The organism is Pseudonocardia sp. GCM10023141, from assembly GCF_042653605.1.
The window spans coordinates 99,145-116,539 of sequence record NZ_JBHSIR010000087.1; the positions used below are offsets into that span (position 1 = coordinate 99,145).

General features: G+C 67.9%; 18 protein-coding genes. 11 read left to right on the forward strand and 7 right to left on the reverse strand.

The window, feature by feature from the left end:
- The first annotated feature begins 64 nt into the window (after positions 1 to 64).
- Together ACFPFQ_RS47105 and ACFPFQ_RS47110 are read left to right on the forward strand one after the other, a co-directional pair.
- Entirely contained in the window at positions 65 to 931 is an 867-nt protein-coding gene (locus ACFPFQ_RS47105) for a helix-turn-helix domain-containing protein (RefSeq protein ID WP_379629840.1), read from the forward strand.
- Positions 924 to 1,121, forward strand: a complete 198-nt coding sequence (locus tag ACFPFQ_RS47110) for a DUF397 domain-containing protein (protein ID WP_379629841.1) — start codon at positions 924 to 926, stop codon at positions 1,119 to 1,121. Before ACFPFQ_RS47105 ends, ACFPFQ_RS47110 begins: the two co-directional genes overlap by 8 nt.
- 239 nt (positions 1,122 to 1,360) lie before the next feature.
- Here the strand turns inward: ACFPFQ_RS47110 and ACFPFQ_RS47115 are convergent, their stop codons facing one another.
- The gene (locus ACFPFQ_RS47115; protein WP_379629842.1) at positions 1,361 to 2,062 is read right to left on the reverse strand and encodes a nuclease-related domain-containing protein; all 702 of its coding nucleotides are present in this window, start codon (positions 2,060 to 2,062) and stop codon (positions 1,361 to 1,363) included.
- Positions 2,063 to 2,578: 516 nt separating this feature from the next.
- Between ACFPFQ_RS47115 and ACFPFQ_RS47120 the strand changes: the two genes are divergently transcribed.
- Both ACFPFQ_RS47120 and ACFPFQ_RS47125 read left to right on the forward strand, forming a co-directional pair.
- On the forward strand, positions 2,579 to 3,049 hold the full coding sequence (locus ACFPFQ_RS47120; RefSeq protein ID WP_379629843.1) for a phosphotransferase: 471 nt from the start codon (positions 2,579 to 2,581) through the stop codon (positions 3,047 to 3,049).
- The gene (locus tag ACFPFQ_RS47125; protein WP_379629976.1) at positions 3,033 to 3,464 is read left to right on the forward strand and encodes an aminoglycoside phosphotransferase family protein; all 432 of its coding nucleotides are present in this window, start codon (positions 3,033 to 3,035) and stop codon (positions 3,462 to 3,464) included. The genes ACFPFQ_RS47120 and ACFPFQ_RS47125 overlap by 17 nt, the downstream gene beginning before the upstream one ends.
- Before the next feature lie 141 nt (positions 3,465 to 3,605).
- Here ACFPFQ_RS47125 and ACFPFQ_RS47130 read toward each other — a convergent pair whose 3' ends face one another.
- The 4 genes from ACFPFQ_RS47130 to ACFPFQ_RS47145 all read right to left on the reverse strand — a co-directional run bounded on the left by ACFPFQ_RS47130 (position 3,606) and on the right by ACFPFQ_RS47145 (position 7,836).
- Positions 3,606 to 4,745 carry a hypothetical protein gene (locus ACFPFQ_RS47130; protein ID WP_379629844.1) on the reverse strand — a complete coding sequence of 380 codons (1,140 nt, stop codon included), beginning with the start codon at positions 4,743 to 4,745 and terminating at the stop codon, positions 3,606 to 3,608.
- A gap of 9 nt (positions 4,746 to 4,754) precedes the next feature.
- Complete coding sequence (locus ACFPFQ_RS47135) at positions 4,755 to 5,972, reverse strand: cation:proton antiporter (protein ID WP_379629845.1); 1,218 nt, start codon at positions 5,970 to 5,972, stop codon at positions 4,755 to 4,757.
- A gap of 106 nt (positions 5,973 to 6,078) precedes the next feature.
- Complete coding sequence (locus tag ACFPFQ_RS47140; protein WP_379629846.1) at positions 6,079 to 6,924, reverse strand: TauD/TfdA dioxygenase family protein; 846 nt, start codon at positions 6,922 to 6,924, stop codon at positions 6,079 to 6,081.
- 33 nt (positions 6,925 to 6,957) lie between these two features.
- Positions 6,958 to 7,836, reverse strand: coding sequence for an amino acid--tRNA ligase-related protein (locus ACFPFQ_RS47145; protein ID WP_379629847.1), 879 nt, complete (start codon positions 7,834 to 7,836; stop codon positions 6,958 to 6,960).
- Between the two features lie 505 nt (positions 7,837 to 8,341).
- Between ACFPFQ_RS47145 and ACFPFQ_RS47150 the strand changes: the two genes are divergently transcribed.
- The 7 genes from ACFPFQ_RS47150 to ACFPFQ_RS47180 all read left to right on the forward strand — a co-directional run bounded on the left by ACFPFQ_RS47150 (position 8,342) and on the right by ACFPFQ_RS47180 (position 14,668).
- Entirely contained in the window at positions 8,342 to 8,554 is a 213-nt protein-coding gene (locus tag ACFPFQ_RS47150; protein ID WP_379629848.1) for a hypothetical protein, read from the forward strand.
- A gap of 142 nt (positions 8,555 to 8,696) precedes the next feature.
- On the forward strand, positions 8,697 to 9,782 hold the full coding sequence (locus tag ACFPFQ_RS47155; protein WP_379629849.1) for a fatty acid desaturase family protein: 1,086 nt from the start codon (positions 8,697 to 8,699) through the stop codon (positions 9,780 to 9,782).
- A gap of 118 nt (positions 9,783 to 9,900) precedes the next feature.
- Entirely contained in the window at positions 9,901 to 11,040 is a 1,140-nt protein-coding gene (locus ACFPFQ_RS47160; RefSeq protein ID WP_379629850.1) for a glycine amidinotransferase, read from the forward strand.
- Positions 11,041 to 11,110: 70 nt separating this feature from the next.
- Positions 11,111 to 12,403, forward strand: a complete 1,293-nt coding sequence (locus ACFPFQ_RS47165; protein WP_379629851.1) for a JmjC domain-containing protein — start codon at positions 11,111 to 11,113, stop codon at positions 12,401 to 12,403.
- On the forward strand, positions 12,400 to 13,230 hold the full coding sequence (locus ACFPFQ_RS47170; protein ID WP_379629852.1) for a DUF3865 domain-containing protein: 831 nt from the start codon (positions 12,400 to 12,402) through the stop codon (positions 13,228 to 13,230). The genes ACFPFQ_RS47165 and ACFPFQ_RS47170 overlap by 4 nt, the downstream gene beginning before the upstream one ends.
- Positions 13,230 to 13,649 (forward strand): GFA family protein, encoded by a 420-nt coding sequence (locus ACFPFQ_RS47175; RefSeq protein WP_379629853.1) that lies wholly within the window; start codon positions 13,230 to 13,232, stop codon positions 13,647 to 13,649. The genes ACFPFQ_RS47170 and ACFPFQ_RS47175 overlap by 1 nt, the downstream gene beginning before the upstream one ends.
- A gap of 272 nt (positions 13,650 to 13,921) precedes the next feature.
- On the forward strand, positions 13,922 to 14,668 hold the full coding sequence (locus tag ACFPFQ_RS47180; RefSeq protein WP_379629977.1) for a dimethylarginine dimethylaminohydrolase family protein: 747 nt from the start codon (positions 13,922 to 13,924) through the stop codon (positions 14,666 to 14,668).
- A 106-nt stretch (positions 14,669 to 14,774) separates the two neighbouring features.
- Here the strand turns inward: ACFPFQ_RS47180 and ACFPFQ_RS47185 are convergent, their stop codons facing one another.
- Both ACFPFQ_RS47185 and ACFPFQ_RS47190 read right to left on the reverse strand, forming a co-directional pair.
- On the reverse strand, positions 14,775 to 16,094 hold the full coding sequence (locus ACFPFQ_RS47185; RefSeq protein WP_379629854.1) for a hypothetical protein: 1,320 nt from the start codon (positions 16,092 to 16,094) through the stop codon (positions 14,775 to 14,777).
- Positions 16,095 to 16,462: 368 nt separating this feature from the next.
- Positions 16,463 to 17,125 carry a hypothetical protein gene (locus ACFPFQ_RS47190; protein WP_379629855.1) on the reverse strand — a complete coding sequence of 221 codons (663 nt, stop codon included), beginning with the start codon at positions 17,123 to 17,125 and terminating at the stop codon, positions 16,463 to 16,465.
- Positions 17,126 to 17,395: the final 270 nt, after the last annotated feature.

Below are 17,395 nucleotides of genomic sequence, written 5' to 3' on the forward strand. Positions count from 1 at the left end.
AAACGTATAGTTACGCTACGCCCCTGCGGCTACGGAGTGATGTCAGTGGACCTAGGATCGCTTCGTGAACGCGGGGCCGACGATGCGTCGTAGACAGCTGGGTGCAGCGCTGCAGCAGCTGCGCAAGGCTGCCGACGTGTCCGTCCAGGATGCCGCGGCGGAACTGGACTGCGCTGTCAGCAAGATCAGCCATATCGAGACGGGCCGCAACCCACCTCGAAAGCTGGAACTGCAGGCATTGTCGAAGCTCTACGGCGCGTCCGCTGAGGCGTACACGACGCTGGAGAAGCTGCGGACCGAGGCGAACGCGCGTGGCTGGTGGTCAACGCAGAAGCTGCCGGCATGGCTCGGGGTGTACGTCGGCCTCGAAGCCGATGCGGTCACGCTGCGCTCGTTCGACGGCGAGGTGATCCCGGGTCTGATGCAAACCGAGGGTTACAGCCGTGCCACGCATGTCGCGGCCACGCACATGGTCCGCCCCGATGAGGTCGACCGGCTCGTGGAGACCCGACGCCGCCGAGGGCTGCGACTGACCTCTGACGAGCGCCCACTGGACTTCCACGCGGTGATCAGCGAGGCAGCGATCCGCCGCGCCCAGGGTTTGGGCGAGGTCGGAACGACACAGCTTCGGCATCTGCTCGACCTCGCCCAGCGTGACAACGTCCGCCTGCAAATTCTGCCCCTCAACATGGGGTTGCATGCGAGTCTGGGGGGATCGTTCGTCCTGCTCAGTTTCGCCGACGAGGCCCCGCCCGCCGCATATCTCGAGTACGCGTCCGGCGGCCAGGTCGCGGACGAACGCGAGATCGTCGACGGCCTCTTTGCGGCCTGGGAACTGCAGCACGCCCAGGCCCTCACCGCGCCGGAGAGCATCCGCTGGCTGCGACGCGTACTCGACGGCACCGACCCCCCAGGAGAAGATCATGGATGAGACCACCGCGTTGGGCTGGCGAACCTCCAGCTTCAGCAGCGGAGGCAACCAGTGCGTCGAAGTGGCCGACCTGCCCGATGGCGGACGCCTCGTGCGCAACACGAAGAATCGGGACGGAGGGACATTGGCGTTCACCGCCGCGGAGTGGGTGGCGTTCACCGCTGGCGTCCGGAGCGGAGAGTTCGACTAACGTCACTACCAGGAACCTGTCCGATCACGGCCCATGGCTCGGATTCGTCCGAGTCCACTGGCCGCTGTCGGCTCCATGGCCGAGTCACCGAGCCGCCACCTCCTGATCGCCCTGCACGCCTCGGAGGCGAGATGCGGGCAAGCCGAGCAAACATTTGTAGCGTCTCGGCCGTCGGACAGGATGTCGTGTGGAGGGCAGCGATGTCCGGACTCGTCTCGGCATCGAGAGCCCCGTCATCGTCACCGGCGTGCGGGCGGCGGCGCCGGGTTCCAGGTGGTCGAGCGGCGGGCGACCTCATACACCGCGCCGACCTCGTCCTCGTTGAGCACTGCCGGGATCGAGCGCAGCGTGTGCACCAACTGTCGTGGCATCACCACCGTCACCCCTGGTGCCCATTGCGCGATCAATAGCCGACCGCCCACGACCGCGATCAACGGACGCACCGCGACCCGCTCGGCCAGCTCGGCCGCTCCTGCGGCGACCATTGCCGGACGCAGGAACCCCGTGACCCGCTCGGCCTCCCGGCGGGCCTTGCGGATGTACTCCGTCGGACGCCCGTTCACGACTAGTTTCTCGCCGTCGAGTTCCAATCGTCCGGTTCGGTGGTGTTTGGTGTTGATCGTGATCACTCCGGGCGGGCCGATCACGAGATGGTCGACGTCGCCGCGAATGCGGCCCTGGCCGTCGCCGAGAGGAACCGAGTGCAACACCCGCCATCCTGCGGGCTGTCGACGCAAGCGTCGCCACCTCGACGCGTCGGTGAGCTCGGCGAGTACCGCCGCGATCGCAACCTCGCCGTCCGCGCCGACGCGCCAGGACCGATCCGCGCCCGGACCGTCGCTCTTCCGTCGCCGTGCGGCCTCGTAGCTGACGCCGATCCCCGGCGCGTTGAGTGCAAGATCGGTCCACTCGTGCCCGGTTTCGGGGCTCGACCCACGCATGCCTGTGAGTGTGTGCCGGATGGCGACAGGCCGTGGCCGAATGGGACAACATCAGCGGTGACACCTTCGGCGCTGACCAGTGGGACTGGGCTGGCGAGCGCAGCGTGCCGGTGGGATCGGGGACTGCCCGCATGGGCTGAACCACCACCGGGCGACATCGCCGCTACGACGCTGCTGCGCCCGGGTGGGGGGCAACAACCACGGCGCGGGACCGTTCCCCGTGTTGCCCCGTTCCGGGATCGTAGTGCTGCTGCCCCGTCCGATGCTGACGTCGGGAACCCAAACTAAATTCATTCCGGGCGTGAATAGAACATGCGTGCCCGCCTCCCGCACTTCGCCGTTGAAGTCTCGGAAGGAGACCGGCACTTACGAGAAGCCCACCGGGGGTCGCCTGTGTTGAAGCACCCAGCCAGAACACTCGGCCGACGACAGCTGCTCCATCCCGGCACCTGCCGCACCCAGCCCGCATCACGGGAACTACCGCTGATCCCTCAAACCCAGGTGGAGACGATGGTTATGGCGGAGAGCAAGCCCTTCCCGCTCGATCTGCGCGAGTGGGTCGCCAGCACCCTGCCCGGCGTGGACGAGATCACGGACGTGTCCTGGCCCCGAGGCAGCTCCCGGGTCTGGCGCGTGGCCGCCGGCTCGAACGCGGCCTTCGTGAAGCTCAGCCTGACCGAGATCGACTACGACCGCGAGGTCCTCGGCTACGCCTACGCCGCGCGAAACCTGACCGACCACCAGGCGCCCCGGCTCTTGGCCGTGGACCCCGACCTGAAGGCGATCATGACCTCGCCACTGCCGGGCACGGTCGTACGGGGCCTGCCCCTGGAGACGGAGGTGGAGCAACGCGTGCACGAGGCCGCGGGCCGTCTGCTGCGCCGCTGGCACGACCAGTCCGACCCAGGTTCGGAGCAGGACCGCCATTCCGCCCGCGCGGCGATGCGCGAACAGGCCCGCGAGGCCCTGTCTGGTCAGCACCGCTGAGCACCTCAACGCCGAGCAGCGCGCCCTGGTGCAGGCCGCATCCTGGGAGCTGCCGGAGCTGGCCGAGCAACTGCCGCTGGTCTACCAGCACGGCGACTACTCCACCCGCAACTGGCTCTGGGACACCGACAGCGGCCACCATGGGCTGATCGACTTCGCGATGGCCCGTCACGGCACCGCCGTCGAGGAGTTCGTGTGGCTGTGCGGCGCGGTCTGGGCCACCCGCCCGGACCTCAAGGACGCCTATCTCACCGGGTACGGCAGGCCGCTGTCGGACACGGAGGAGCGGCTGTTGCGGCTGCTGACCACGAGGCTCGCCGTCTCCTACCTCAACTCTGGGCTCGTCAAGGACCGGCCCGACCTCGTCGAGCGCGGCCACCTGGTCCTGCACCGGATGACCCACGAGTACCGGTAGCCGCGCAGTCAAGTGGCGCAGGCGCTGCGATGCGCCCCCGATCCGTCCCGACCCAAAGCGAATGGAAGCGGGCCGGCTCCAGCGCGAAGAGCCCGTTATGGTCGGTGTGGTCGCGGGCATCGTGGGGTGAGCTCGGCATCGTCACCGCTCGACAACCTGGAAGTGCGCGTGGCTGAGTCGGCGGCCGTTGACCTGGATCGCGATTGCGTACGTTCCGGGCGTGATCTTCGTGTTGGCGGTCGAGCGCAGCGGGTGCTGCTTGGTGAGATGCATAGTCCGGCCTGGCTCGGTCGTGGCTTTGGTGAGGAAATAGACCTTCTCGCGGGGTGCCCCTCGCCGCGACGTCGAGGAGATCACGTATGTCACGTGCAGCGGAGTCGGCACGCGGCTGGTGAGGTCCGCGGCGAACGCGAGCGTGTCGCCGTCCGTGAGTTCGCTGTTCTCAAGGAGGACCGATGAGAGTTCGACCGGTGCGTCGCTCGGGTATCCAAGGAACTCGTATCCGGGCGCCCAGCCCTTTTTCAGCCGGGTGCGTAGGGCCTTCCGCGCGATGAAGTCGAACTCCTTGCCCTGGGCGCGCCCGGCGTTCTTCCAACCCTGGAGGGTGGCTAGGACCAGGTCCGGGTTGTCGTTGGTGATGTCGTGCAGGTGGTTGGCCACCGAGCGGGTCACGAACCGGCTGGAGTCGGTATACAGCTGGTCGAGTACGGGCAGGGCCGCGTCGATCGGCAGTGGGATGCGGGGGGACCACGGGAGCTTGGGGCGGGTGGCTTCGCTCGCTAGACGGCGCACTCGGTGGTCGGGGTCCCGAGCCCAGGTGTCGACGGCCTTCATCGTCTCGTCGGGGAATTCCTTGATGAAGTATCGGACGGCGTCTTCGGCGGAGAAGTAGGTGGTCAGGCGCCTGAGCGCTTCCAGCGCGTGCTCCAGTTCCGGCGCCGTGCGGCAGTACCGGGCGACGTAGTCGGAGTGGGGTGAGTAGATGTGCAGGCCGAAATCCGAGGTCGCGCCAGCGGCCTCCGGGGTGGGTGGCAGGGACCGCAGTAGCACGTCGAGCGCTTGGGTGCCGGTGCCCGGGAGGTGGTCCCGCAGGGCCTGGCTGGTGCGCGCGATGCGTGCCTTCAGCTCCAGTCGCGGGAAGTCGGCGAGTACCTCGCGAGCGAATCCTGCGGTGTCGAAGTCGGGCTGGACGGCCTGGACTTCTCTGCCGATCCGGGTGATGCGATCAGCGTTCAGCGCCTGCTCTTTGAGGGGGACTTTCTCGGCCTTCTCCTCGGTCATGCGCACACGCTACTGACAGCGGGGCGCCGGCTCGCGCCATCTCGCCGCCCGTACCCGCAACAGCCCGAGCAACGGGGCCGCCATCAGCGTCGTGACCAGCGCCATCAACACCATGACCGTGTAGACGGTCGAGTCGATGATGTGCAGTTCGAGCCCGAGCGCGAGGATCACCAGCTCGGTGACCCCGCGCGTGTTCATCAGCACGCCGAGGGTGGCCGCATCCGACCACCGCTCGCCGACCAGCCGGGCCGCAACGGTGGCCGCGCCGATCTTGCCGACGACCGCGATCACGATGACCGCACCGAGGAGGACCACCGCCGCCATGGTCAGCTGGTCGATGCGGGTGGCGATGCCGGCGACCGCGAAGAAGATCGGCAGCAGCAGGTTGCGGACCACGGCGTCGAGCCGGTGCTCCACCTCGAGCCGCCAGGCCGGGTGCCGCGGCATGATCAGCCCCGCGAGGAAGGCGCCGATGATGGCGTGGATCCCGATCTGCTCGGCGGTCCAGGCGCTGAGCACCGTCACCACGATCACACCCCACACCGGAAGCCGGGCCAGCCGGCCCAGCAGCGGGCGCACGACGAACAGCAGCACGGCCACGAAGGCCAAGGCAAAGCCGACCGTGGTCAGGGTGCCCAGCGGCTCCGACGAGCCGATCACCGCGACCACCACCGCGACGAGGCACCACGCGACGAGGTCGTTGATCGCGGCGCAGGCCAAGCTGATGATGCCCGTGCGTTGCGTGTCGAGGCCGAGATCGACCAGGATCCGGGCCAGCACGGGCATCGCGGTGACGGCCATCGCGGCGCCGAGGAAGATGCAGAATCCGAGCGGGTCGACGTCGGCACCGAACTCGCCGTAGATCACCGCACCCAGCCCGACGGCGAGCGCGAGCGGCACCAGCAGCGACGCCGGGGCCACGGCGGCCACGGTGCGGCCGTTGCCGCGCAGCTGCGACGTGTCCAGATGCAGGCCCACCAGGAACATGAACAGGACCAGGCCGAACTGCGACAGCACCTGCAGTCCGCCGATCACCTCCGCGGGGAACAGGTAGGTCGCCACGCCTGGCGCCACCAGCCCGAGCAGGCTAGGCCCGAGCAGGATCCCCGCGATGATCTCGCCGATCACGCGCGGCTGCCGGATGCGCGCCATGAGCCAGCCGGCCACCTGCACGGCGACGATGATGACGGCCACCGCGAGGAGCAGCCGGATGTTCAGCTGTGCCACCGTCACGTGATCACGGCCCGGGACTTCGCGCAATCCGGGTGCATGATGGTCTCCGCTTCCTGATCAGCTACTACGGCTCATGACCACGGACCTCGGGATTGCTCTTCTAGTGGACAGAGGTTCGGTACAGGAGGCGGTGGTGGCGGGAGCTGTCGCAGGGCGAGGCGGTGTGGAGGATCGCGAGGTTGTCCCACACGACGAGGTCGCCTTGGCTCCAGCGGTGGGTGTAGACGTACGGGGTGCTGGTCACCCGCTCCAGCAGATCGTCGAGCAGGCGGTTGGTGTCCTTCTCGGCCAGGCCGACGATCCCCCTGATGACCATGGAGCCGAGCAGGATCGACCGGGCTCCGGTGACCGGGTGGGTCTGGACAAGGGGATGCTCGACCTCGGGGCGGCTGGCGAGGCTGCCAGCCGCCGCCGAAGACTGGCCGCCGCTGGCCTGGGTCTGTAACGCTGCGAGCCGCTGGATCGAGTGGATCGCGCGCAGGCCCTCGATGCGCTCCTTCAGCTCTGCGGGCAGGTCTGTGTAGGCCCGGGTTGAGTCCGCGAACCGGGTCTGTCCACCGAGCTCGGGGGTAATAACCGAGTACAGCAGCGTCGCCCGGGTCAGGCGCGGCTTGAAGCTGTTATCGGCGTGCCACTCGACTTCGTCGTCCCCGTCATAGATGCCGGCGGGAGTCCCGCCTTCGACGATGTTGCTGACCGTGGTGATCCCGGGGAATCCGCCAACGGCGTACCGGCGGTCGACATCGGTGTCCACGGCGCCGAAGTTCGCGCTGGCCACGAGGAGGTCAGCGTGGTTCAGGTGCTGGCGGGGGAAGACCAGCAAGCGGTGACGATGCAGTGCCTCTGCCAGAGCCGGTGAAAGCGTCGGATCATCTCCGGCCTCGCCGAGGTCGTGGTCGACCACGGCACCGAGGCCGCCGGTGAGCGGGTGGATTGACAGAGCCATCGCAGATCCTCCTGGCGAGTCACACTGGGACGCTCAGTACTGGGACGACTGCAGGAACCGGCTGATGTCCTTGACGCCCGACGCGGCGATGCACAGGCGCTCGATGCCGATGCCCAGACCGACGCTGACGGAAGGCACTCTGCCCTCGTCGATCGCCTCCCACACCAGGCGCTGCTCCTCGTCGAAGAGGTCCACCTCCCGGGCGCGCTGGGCGAACGCGGGCCCGTCGACCTCGTCTTCGTAGCCGTGGACGACCTCGATCCCGTCGACGATGAGCTCGAACCGGTTGATCAGTGCCGTGGTGCCCGGTGTGAGACGGGCACACGGCTCGTCCCCGCCAAGTGGGTAGTCAGTCAAGAAGACCGCGGCTCCCGGGCTTTGCGTCTCCAGTTCGTGCTCCACGAACTGCCCGAGTACGACCTTGAACGGTGTCTGGGGGTTCAGGTGCATGCGGTCGGCCATCCGCGCCGGCAGATCACCGAGAGGCTCGTGTCGCAGATCGATGTCGAAGAGGTCGCGTATGTAGTCCGCGACGGAGATCCGCACGGGGGTGTAGGCGAGGTGCGGGGTGACCAGACGCTCGGCCAGGCCGAAGAGGAACTCGAAGCTCTCGTGTGCCGCGTACAGGTCGAGCATCGTGAACTCGGACGCGTGGAGGTCGTCCGGCTTCTCTGGGCGGAAGCACGGGCCGATCTCGAAGATCCTCGGGTGGTGTTCGAGGTTCACACGCAGGGCCGGTCCGATCATTGCCCGCAGGAACCGGCCGCCATCCAGGTCGACCGGGGTGCGGCGTCCCGGTCCGAGATCGGCTCGCCGGACGACAGGGGTGACCACCTCGACGAAGGACTCCGCGTGCAACGTCCTACGCAGGCTGGACAGCATGTCGGACTTCATGGCGATCGGGTCGGGCATGCAGCTTTCCTCAATTCGGGGTTTCGGGGTGCCGCTTGGGGACGGCCGTGTGCATGTCCGGCGACCCCGACTCGTTGGCAGGCCCCAAGCTAGCTGCGGCCGTGTGCGCAGCAGAACCCCCGCCGTCGGCACCCGAAGCTCAGCGGGCTCGCCGGCGGCCGCCGCACGCCCCCATGCGGCGCGTTCCAGCAGGTCAGGGGCTTCTGCATGCAACGGTCGTGCAACACATCCGTGCACCTGCCGCAACGCCGCGGAGCGTTGCGGGTGCAATGCATGGCCGCCTAGCGTCACTGCTCAAGCGCCCGGCGTGACCGCGCCACACCACCACTCCTCGCGGAGAAGGCACGTGCTTCTGACGTGAACCTCCCGGCGATGTGCGCACCTGCCCCGCGGCGTTTCCAGACGAGCCTGAGCAGCTGATCTCTGCCACGGCCCGGCACCACCATCACCATCGCTTGATCACCATGGACTCGCGGAACCTCCGCGACCGAAGGGAGAGCCCATCATGACTGCGACCGCTCTGGAGCACGGGAATCACTCGGACGCCGGTCTCAAGCTAGGCATGCGTCCGGACGCCGTCGCGCTGAAGGCCGGGATGCGGCCCGACGCCGGTCTCAAACTGGGTATGCGTCCGGACGCTGTCGTTCTGAAGGCCGGCATGCGGCCCGACGCCGGTCTCAAACTGGGTATGCGTCCAGACCACGCCGTAGCCGCCTGACGCAGACCCGCGTCACCACTGTCCCTGCTCCGGTGCGTCCTGCACGACCGTGCCGGCCAAGCCCTGCGGTCGCCCGGCGCGCCGGAGTGGGGGACAGCCCGCACTCGCGCCTTCGTGATGTTCAGCCCGAGTATCGCTATGAATGGAGGAGCTGATGGGCAGCGCCGCCCCGCACTCGGTGCAGCAGTCGGCACCACAAGGCAGGACGCGCAGCGGGACCGGCGCCTCGGGACCCGTCCGCAAAGCCCTCGGGTCGAGGCTCGTCACTGACCTCGAACAGTTTTGCGGTCGGCCAACAATCGGAATGGTCGATATCTGCCAGGACCTCGTCTCGATCGTCGCCGCGGCCGTCATCGGGCACCTCATCGGCCACGTCGTCGGCCCCCTGCTCGCCGTCTGCTACATCGGAGTCCGGCAGCGGCACCTGTCGAACCTCGCTCACGAGTGCGTGCACTCCAAGCTGATGGCCACCCGCGCGGGAAACCGCCTCGTCGGGTACCTCCTGACCGCGCTCCTGGGGGAAGGGTTCCTGCCCTACCGCAGCAGCCACTACGTACACCACGCCCTGCTCGGCTCCGACCAGGACCCGATGTTCCAGTCCTACCGTGCCGGCAACATCCGCGCGGCCGGGCCGACGCCGAGCCGTCGCTCCTTCGTCTTGCGGGTCATCGTGCGAGGTGCCCTGTGGCGCCTGCCGAAGGCTGCCGCCTTCACCCTGGTCACCAAGGCGCCGGAGGAGACCTGGCGGGCGCTCGCCGCCCGCGCCGCACTGTGGATGGGCGTGATCGCCGCGTGCTGGCCTTTCGGCGCCGTGCTGTCATTCCTGCTCTACTGGCTCCTGCCGCTGGTCTTCGTCAGGCCGGTCGTCACCTGGATCACCGATCTCGGCAACCACGCGGGACTCATCGAGAACAAGGACCCGCTCCTGCAGACCCGAGGCTGGTCCTCCCACCGGCTTACCCGTCACCTGCTCGGCGGCCATCTCGACGACATGTACCACCCGGTTCACCACTGGTGCCCGCAGATCCCCTGGCGACGCCTGCCCGAGGCCGCCGCCATGGCCGCGCAGAACGTGGAGCGCTGGGACGAAGTGCCCTGGTGTAGCGGCTACTTCTTCCGCCGGAGATCCACGCCCGACCAACAGTGCGTGATCGAGGACATCATCACCCGCCTGAGCGCGGCCGCTAACGGTTCCTCCGCCCCGCGCGTCAGCGACGCGGCCGCCTGACAAGTCCCCGCGCCCCAGACCACCGACCAGTCGGCACCGAACCGCCGGGTTGCCCGCGCAAGCGCGAGGTATGCCCGTGGAGAAATGCTGGCCACCGCCGCCGAGGAGGCGCCACGCCATGCCCAACCCACACCCCGCCGCCGTAGCCGCCGCGAACAGCTTCGACGAATGGACGCAGCTCCACGAGGTAGTCGTCGGTCGTGCCGAGTACTACACCGCGCACAACGTCGACACCTCGTGGCGCCTGTTCTTCCACGACAACGTGGCTCCCACCCTCGGTGGTGACAGCGCCGCGTCGGATCTGTTGCCGATCCCCGACCAGCTGGTCGACGAGCTCAACGAGGACATCACCGGCCTGGTCACCGCCCTTGCCGCGTGCGGGGTGAACGTCCTGCGGCCCGCAGCTCCGGGCAAGGATGTCGACATCAGCTCCCCGTTCTGGAGCGCCCGGGCCACTCCGCCCCTCAACATCCGGGATCAGACGATCATCCTCGGGAACACCATCGTCGAGACCGCGCCGCACGTGCGCGCCAGGGTCTTCGAGAACGATCTGCTCAAGCCGCTGTTCTACTCCTACTTCGAGGCGGGGTCGAACTGGCTGAGCATGCCCCGCCCCGCCCTGACCCGCGACTCCTTGGACGACGCCTACTTCCGCCGCCAGGGCATCGACGTCTCCTGCGCCACCGACGGTGAGACGGCCCTCGGCATCGACGGGCTCGGCCTAGAAATGATCTTCGACGGCGCCCAATGCATGCGCCTCGGCCGCGACGTACTGGTCAACGTAGCCAACCGCAACCACGAGCTGGCACTGCGCTGGCTCACGGTCAACCTCCCGCAGCTGCGGTTCCACCGGCTCGACGGCATTGCCGACAATCACATCGACAGCGTGGTCGTGCCGCTGCGGCCGGGTCTGATGCTCCTGCGCTCACCGAAGTACCTGTCGTACCTGCCGCTGGCGATGCAGTCGTGGGACGTGATCTACCCGCCGGCGACCAACGAGTCCGACTTCCCGGACTACACCGACTTCGGCTTCGTCATCCCCATCGCCAGCCGCTACATCGACATCAACGTGCTGTCGGTCAACGAGACCACGGTCGTCGTCAACGCCCACTACCCCGAACTGATCAGCCTGCTGGAGAAGCGCGGCTTCACCGTCGTGCCGGTGCGCCACCGCCACCGCCGGCTCTTCGGCGGCGGATTCCACTGCTTCACGTTGGACACAGTCCGTGCGGGCGGCTGTGACGACTACCTGGGCTGACGCGACCGCCCCAGCCACCCGCCACCGACCGCTGTGCAACGCATCCACCACTTGATCGTCAGGAGATCCCATGACCTACGCCTGGCCTCCGGGCCGAGACTTCTGGACCGATGAGTTCCCCGTACAGACCGGCACCAGGACCACGCCTCACCTGTTCAAAGCCATCATCCCGTCCACCGCCGCAAGCCCCGCCGACGTCCTCAACGGCTTCGCGGCCATCCGCCGTGCGCACGCCGCGGAGACCGAGATCAAGGCGAAGGCCCGCGTCTACGTCGGCGAGGACCGTCGTGACGACCTCCTCCCCGAGGTGCTGCGAGCGCCGGCTTGGTCCGAGGGGGACTTCGTTCCATGGATGCAGTCCCTGGCCGGCGCCGAGCGTTTCAGCCTGGTCATCAATAACCTGGAAACTGTCAGCCCGCCGCTGGCCGCGGGCCTCGGCACATTCCTCGCCTCCCTTTTCGACGGTTGGGGTGTCCCGCTCGGCGGCGCCGAGCAGGTCGCGTTCGCCGGGAACTACGCCGGAACCGCGTTCGGCGTCCACGAGGGCTACGAAGACGCTTTCCTGGTCCACCTCGGACCCAATCCGAAAAACTTCTACACATGGCCCGGTGACGAGTACGAGAAGCTCACCGGCGGCAAGGATGCCCTCTACGGCGACTACCAGTGGCTGCTGGAGCACGGCGAACACTTCGTCCTGGAGCCGGGCGACGCCCTGTTCCTGCCCCGTCGGGTCTTCCACGTCGGCACCCAGGACGAGTTCTCCGTCTCGGTGGCCGTGCCGCTCTACACCTACCCTGACGCGGGCATCGTGCGCGAGGCCGTGCTCCCCGAGCTGATCGACGCGCTTCTGGCAGACCGCGGTCCCGACGACGAGCTCAGCGAACCCTCGCCGATGGCGTCCGAAGCCGCGGGCAGCGCCCCGGTGGCCCAGCGCCTGGCCCGCCTCGCCCGCTCAACGCTCACCGCCGCCGCCGAGCAGATCGAGGACGCAGTCGGGCAGCACGTTGCGCGCAGGTGGGGGTCCGTGCTCAGCAACGGTGGCTGGGAGCTGACAGAGGGCGACCTGGCCCGCTCGGAAGCTGCTGCCGCATTCGACCCCCGGCAGGTGGCGCCCGGCGCCACCGTGTCCCTCCTCGCGCCGTACCAGTTGCGCATCGCCGGCGAGCATGTCTTCCTGCGAGGTTTCCAGGTCGACGTTGACATCACCGCGCTCGGCCCGGACCTGGTCTCGGCGCTGACCACCGGCACCGGCGTCGTCCTACCCGAGGACAAGCAGGTCCTGGCCGCCGTCCACACGCTCGGCGCGACCGGCGGCCTCCAGGTCACAGCCCGCTCGACCGACCCGGAGGACAGCTCGTCATGACCCCCGAAACCTCGCTGGTCCATGCGTACCTCACGGCGTTCCCCGAGGCCCGCACCGTCGTCAACGCCACCCTGCTGGGCAACTTCACCTCGGGCGAGGACCTTGTCGTCGAGCACCTGACGCCGATGATCGACTGGGTGTACGGCAAGATCGCCGACCAGGTCGCCCCGAGCGAGCTCAACGAGGCCCAGGCCCGCATGTACATCGAGGAGCTCTCGGTCTTCGCCCGATACAACGCGCAGTTCCTCAAGCAGGCCGCCACCACGGTCGAGGGCTTCTGCCCGGAACTCGCCCACGAGCTGCGCCGCAACCACCTGGAGGAGGGCGGCGAGCGCGGCAAGGTGCCCGCGCACTACGTGTTGTACTCCAACGCGCTGCTGAGCGACCTTGGCCTGCTCGTCAACGGGCACGTTCCCGCCCCCGAAACGCATCTGCTGATCACGCTGCACCAGGTGATGGTCGGCTCGCACATGCCCAGCTCCATCGCTGGCAGTTACTACGCCACCGAGGCCGTAGCCATCGCCGAGACCGAGCTCCTACGCGAGATCACCGACCGCTACGGCGAGCTGACGATCCAGTCCAGCGGACGCGACCTCAAGAGCCTCGACTACTACTACCAGCTCCACCTCGACGACGACCACGCCGCCGCCTCGGTCGAGGGCCTGAGCGTCGAGGCCGCCCACATCGAGGGCCTGGCGCGGTTCATCAAGGAGAATGAACTCTTCCACATCGACCTCCCCCAGGCTCTCGACGGCTTCCTGCAGATCATGGAGGCGATGACATATTGGTGGACCCAACTCGCCATTCGCGCCCAGGAGATCATTTGATGAACGACATCACCCGCCACACGCAGGTCCGCACCGGCGGCTGCCTGTGCGGGAAGCTCCGGTTCAGCGTCACTGGCGAACCCGACTACCCCCACGTGTGCAGCTGCCCGCACTGCCAGAAGCTCGGCGGCGGGCCGATGATGTCATGGGTGTCGTTCCCTCTGGACGGGATCGCTTGGACCGGCGAGAGTGGTGAGCCGTCGTGGTACTACACGTTCGTGGGCGAAACCAAGCGCGGGTTCTGCCCGGGCTGCGGCAGCCAGTTGTGCGCCCTGGACGACGGCGGCACCTGGATCGCGATCACTCTCAGCGCACTGGACGACGCGGCCGATCTCATCCCGGTCAACCAGTCCTTCCGGGACAACGCGGTCTCCTGGCTGCCCCAGGTACTCGACATCCGGCACAGCACCGTCGGCTGACGCCGGCCAGTGCCCGAATGGCGAGCCAGAACTGACCCGCTCACCATTCGGGCACTGGCCTGGTGGACAGCACCGCCGCAGCGCGCCACCCACTGTGACGGGCTCTGCGTGAGCAGATCGTTTCCGCCCAGGCACCGCTTCGGAGGTCGAACGTGCTCAGTCCGCACGCCACCAGCGAGTTCGGCACCTTGCGGCGCGTCGTCATGCGCCATGCCGCCGACTTCACCCGCCACCTCGAAGGACCCGGTGTGCACCCGGTCCTTGCACGGCAGATGACCACCAGCACCTGGGTGCCGTACTCCACGACCAAGGTCCGCGCGCAGCAGGACACTCTGATCAACCTGCTGCGCGGCCGAGGCGCTGATGTGATCATCCTCGACCAAGCCGCCGAGTGCTCAAGCCAGCATTACCCCCGTGATCTCGGGTTCGTCATCGACGACGTCTTCTTCAAGGCCCGGTTGAACTCCGAGCACCGGCGGCCGGAGGCCGACGCGCTCGACGCCCTCATGGCCGGGATGCCGAAGGTCGCCCAGCTCCCTGCTGGCACCATCGAGGGGGGAGACGTCATGCTCCATGCCGGATCCGTCCTGGTCGGGCTGAGCGAGGAGACCTCGACGGCCGGAGCCGAGGCTCTGCAGACCGTCATGGGCCACCTCGGCATCGACCGTGAGGTCGTCCTGATCCGGTTCGCAACCACAGGCATCGTCCACCTCGACGACCACTTCAACCTCGTCGCCCCACAGACCGCGCTCGTCCACCGGTCGGTCTTCCCCCCGGACCAGATCCGGTGGTTCGAGAAGCACTTCGACTTGATCGACGTCACCGATGACGAAGCTCTGGCGGTGCAGGTCAACGTCCTGGCCATCGCACCGGGGACCGTCGTCGCGGCCGAAGGCAGCGACCGTATCTGCGGCGAACTGGTGGCGCGAGGCATCGACGTGCTCACGATTGACTACTCGGAAGTGACCAAGGTTCCCGGGTCACTGCGTTGCAGCACGCTCCCGCTTCTACGGACCTGACAGCAGACCACGCCGAAGACGATGCGCGAGGCCGCGCTGCCCCGCCTGCCATAGGCACGGAGAATCCCGTCGATCACGGCCTGCCCGATAGGCGCGGGCAGTAGGCCTAGAACTCGTCGAGCGGCTGGCCAGCGGTGAGCCGGGCGATGCGCGCCGACAGCCGCCTGCTCATCAGCTGCCGCACTTGGTCGGTGGCGCGCTTGACCAGCTCCGTGTGCTCGGACAGGTCCCCACGAAGACGTGCGAGTTCGGCGGCCGTGATCAGCAGTTCCACGCTGTCGCGCGCGCGAGCACCCGGCATGCCCAGGGCTTCCTTCAATGCCCGCGTCCCGGGCTCGGCCAGGCCGGCGACGGCCAGAGCCCACGCAGCCTCTGCCTCCAGCTCAGGCCGGTCGAACCACGCGAGCCATTGCGGGTTCGACGCGGGCCCCGCGCGGGCGAAGCCCTCCCGTGCCCGGGCCACCGCGTCAAGGGTCTGATCCGGGTGGCCGTTGAACGCCCATGCGCGCGCCTCGGTGACGGCGGCGTAGGCCTTGACGAGCGCTGGCGCCCCCTCGGACGCGAGGACGGCGCTGCGGGCATGGGTGAGCACGTCCTTCCGGTCGCCCTGGGCCGCGGCCAGCCGGGCCTGGTGGATATGCACGCGCGCGATGCGGGCACGGTCACCGATCGCCTGGGCCAGTCTCATCGCCTGCAGGTCATACCGCTGGGCGAGCCCCGGCAGCTGATCGTCATAGGCCATGCTCGCCATCGCGAGCACCGCATCCGCCACGCAGCCGTAGAGCCGCCGACCCGCTCGCGCGGAGAAGAACCCGTTGAGCAGCGGGGTGGCATGGGTGTCGAGGAACGCCGCGAAGACGCCACGGAACTTTCCCCCACCGTGCTGTGCGTCCAGCTTCCCGTAGAGGGTGGTGTGCTCATCCAGCAGATCGATATCAGCTGTACTGACCTGGTACCGACCGCATCCTGCGATCTGCTCGTCGGGCGGCATGACGAGCGCTTCGCGCGAGGCAGGTCCGAACACCCCCGCGAAGAAGATGTTCTTGACGACGCTGCGGCGCCGCAAGGAGTCGAGCTCCCAGAGCTTCGACAACATGCGGACAGCGTGGGCGAGGTCCCTGTACTCCAGCGAGTCAGCCGCGATGCCCGCCGTGTCCGCCGGCCAGCCAACGCTTTCCGGCGTCACGTGCCGACGCAGGCCGGAGGAGAGCACGTAGCAGGCGGGGCCGGCGAGTTCGGCGCCCGGGACCGTCTTGTTGCTGCACCAGCGTGAAACAGTGCTCGGACTTACCGTGCTCGACACTCCCACCGCCCGGCAGCGCTCGTGCACGCGGTGGGCGAAGCCACGCATCGACCATCCGAGTTGCTCCAGACATTTCAGTAACGCGTCGTTGGGGCCGTCAGCCTCCAGTCTGGAGCGGGCCACGACTGCACCCTCCGCTGCGGTACGTGACGCTGCGAACCTTGATCACCATTTCCAGCGCCCAGGCTGCACGCGCCAACGTGCCGATGTCGCTGACGATGGGCTCGGACGTGAGATGCCGAGGCACTCCCGCCGCCCAGAGTCGATCACCGAGCGCGCGAACGTGGTGCTTGCACCGACGCCGCATGCACCGTCGACACTGACGTCGTCGAGCGCCACGACGGTATCCAGGCGGGTTTCGTCCCGGACAACGATGTTGCCACGTCGTTCTATCAACCGGGCCTGGACGACGAACTCCATTGGCGTCGCTTTTCTGTGTTGAGGGTGGGCCAGCCGCGCGTGTTGGCGACGGACGGAGACTGACGGCGCGCTCATCGGGTCCGCCGACAGATCCGCAGGACTGTTGATGCGCCGTCGGCAAGGCTCGAAGCCACGACCGGTTGCACGAACTCCGGCTCGCAGTTGCGTGCCATCGCCCGAAAGAGCGCTATCGAGTCATCGCCGAATCGATCGAGCAACAAGCGCTCGACCTGCTCTGATCCGGTCGGAAGCTCAACGCCATGGACGTCCTCCACGATGAACCCGGCCGCGTGCAGGACGTCCGGGAGGTCAACCATGGTCGCCGGGGAGGTCAGCGCGAGCCGTCCTTCCAGTGTCAGGAGTGCCGCTGCGTTCTCGATGACGCGCAACACCGATTCGGCCGTCCGGCCGCTGGTGGCTGCGACAGCCAGGTCGAAGGGGCCAGCGACCGGCCACAATCCCGATTCGTCCCAGACTCGTCGCGAGACGGGGAATGGCAGGTCGGCGTCGCCCGTGTTGGTACCGCCCAGACCCGACACATCGTGCAGGACCGTGAGGCTGTGCGGGTGGATTGCTCGGCGGAGCAGGAGCGGCAGAAGAGCGCTCGCGTCTTCGCCCAGTTCCACGACGCGGTCACCAGCGCGGCACAGGGCGGCGACCCGGCACGTCGTCAAGTAGCTCGTGATCACTCGATGCCGCTCAGCGGCCTCCCAAGGAAGATCGAGCATGGTCACCAGCTTCTGGCGCCACGGGGCGCCGTGTAGTGGGGCCAGGGCACCTTGTCGATGAGTGGGTTCACGACGGCGCTCCACCCCGCTGTTGGGCCTTCGAGGCGTGGAACGTCAATAGGCATGGGTGCACTGGCTGGGCGGCTTGCTCCCACCGGCAGCCTGCACAGTGGCCGCTGCCGTCGTCCACATGACTTCGAAGGATCCGCTCGGCCATACCGAAGCGTTCTGCGATGAACACGGTGAGCGGATGGTCAGCCACGACGCCGTCGGTCC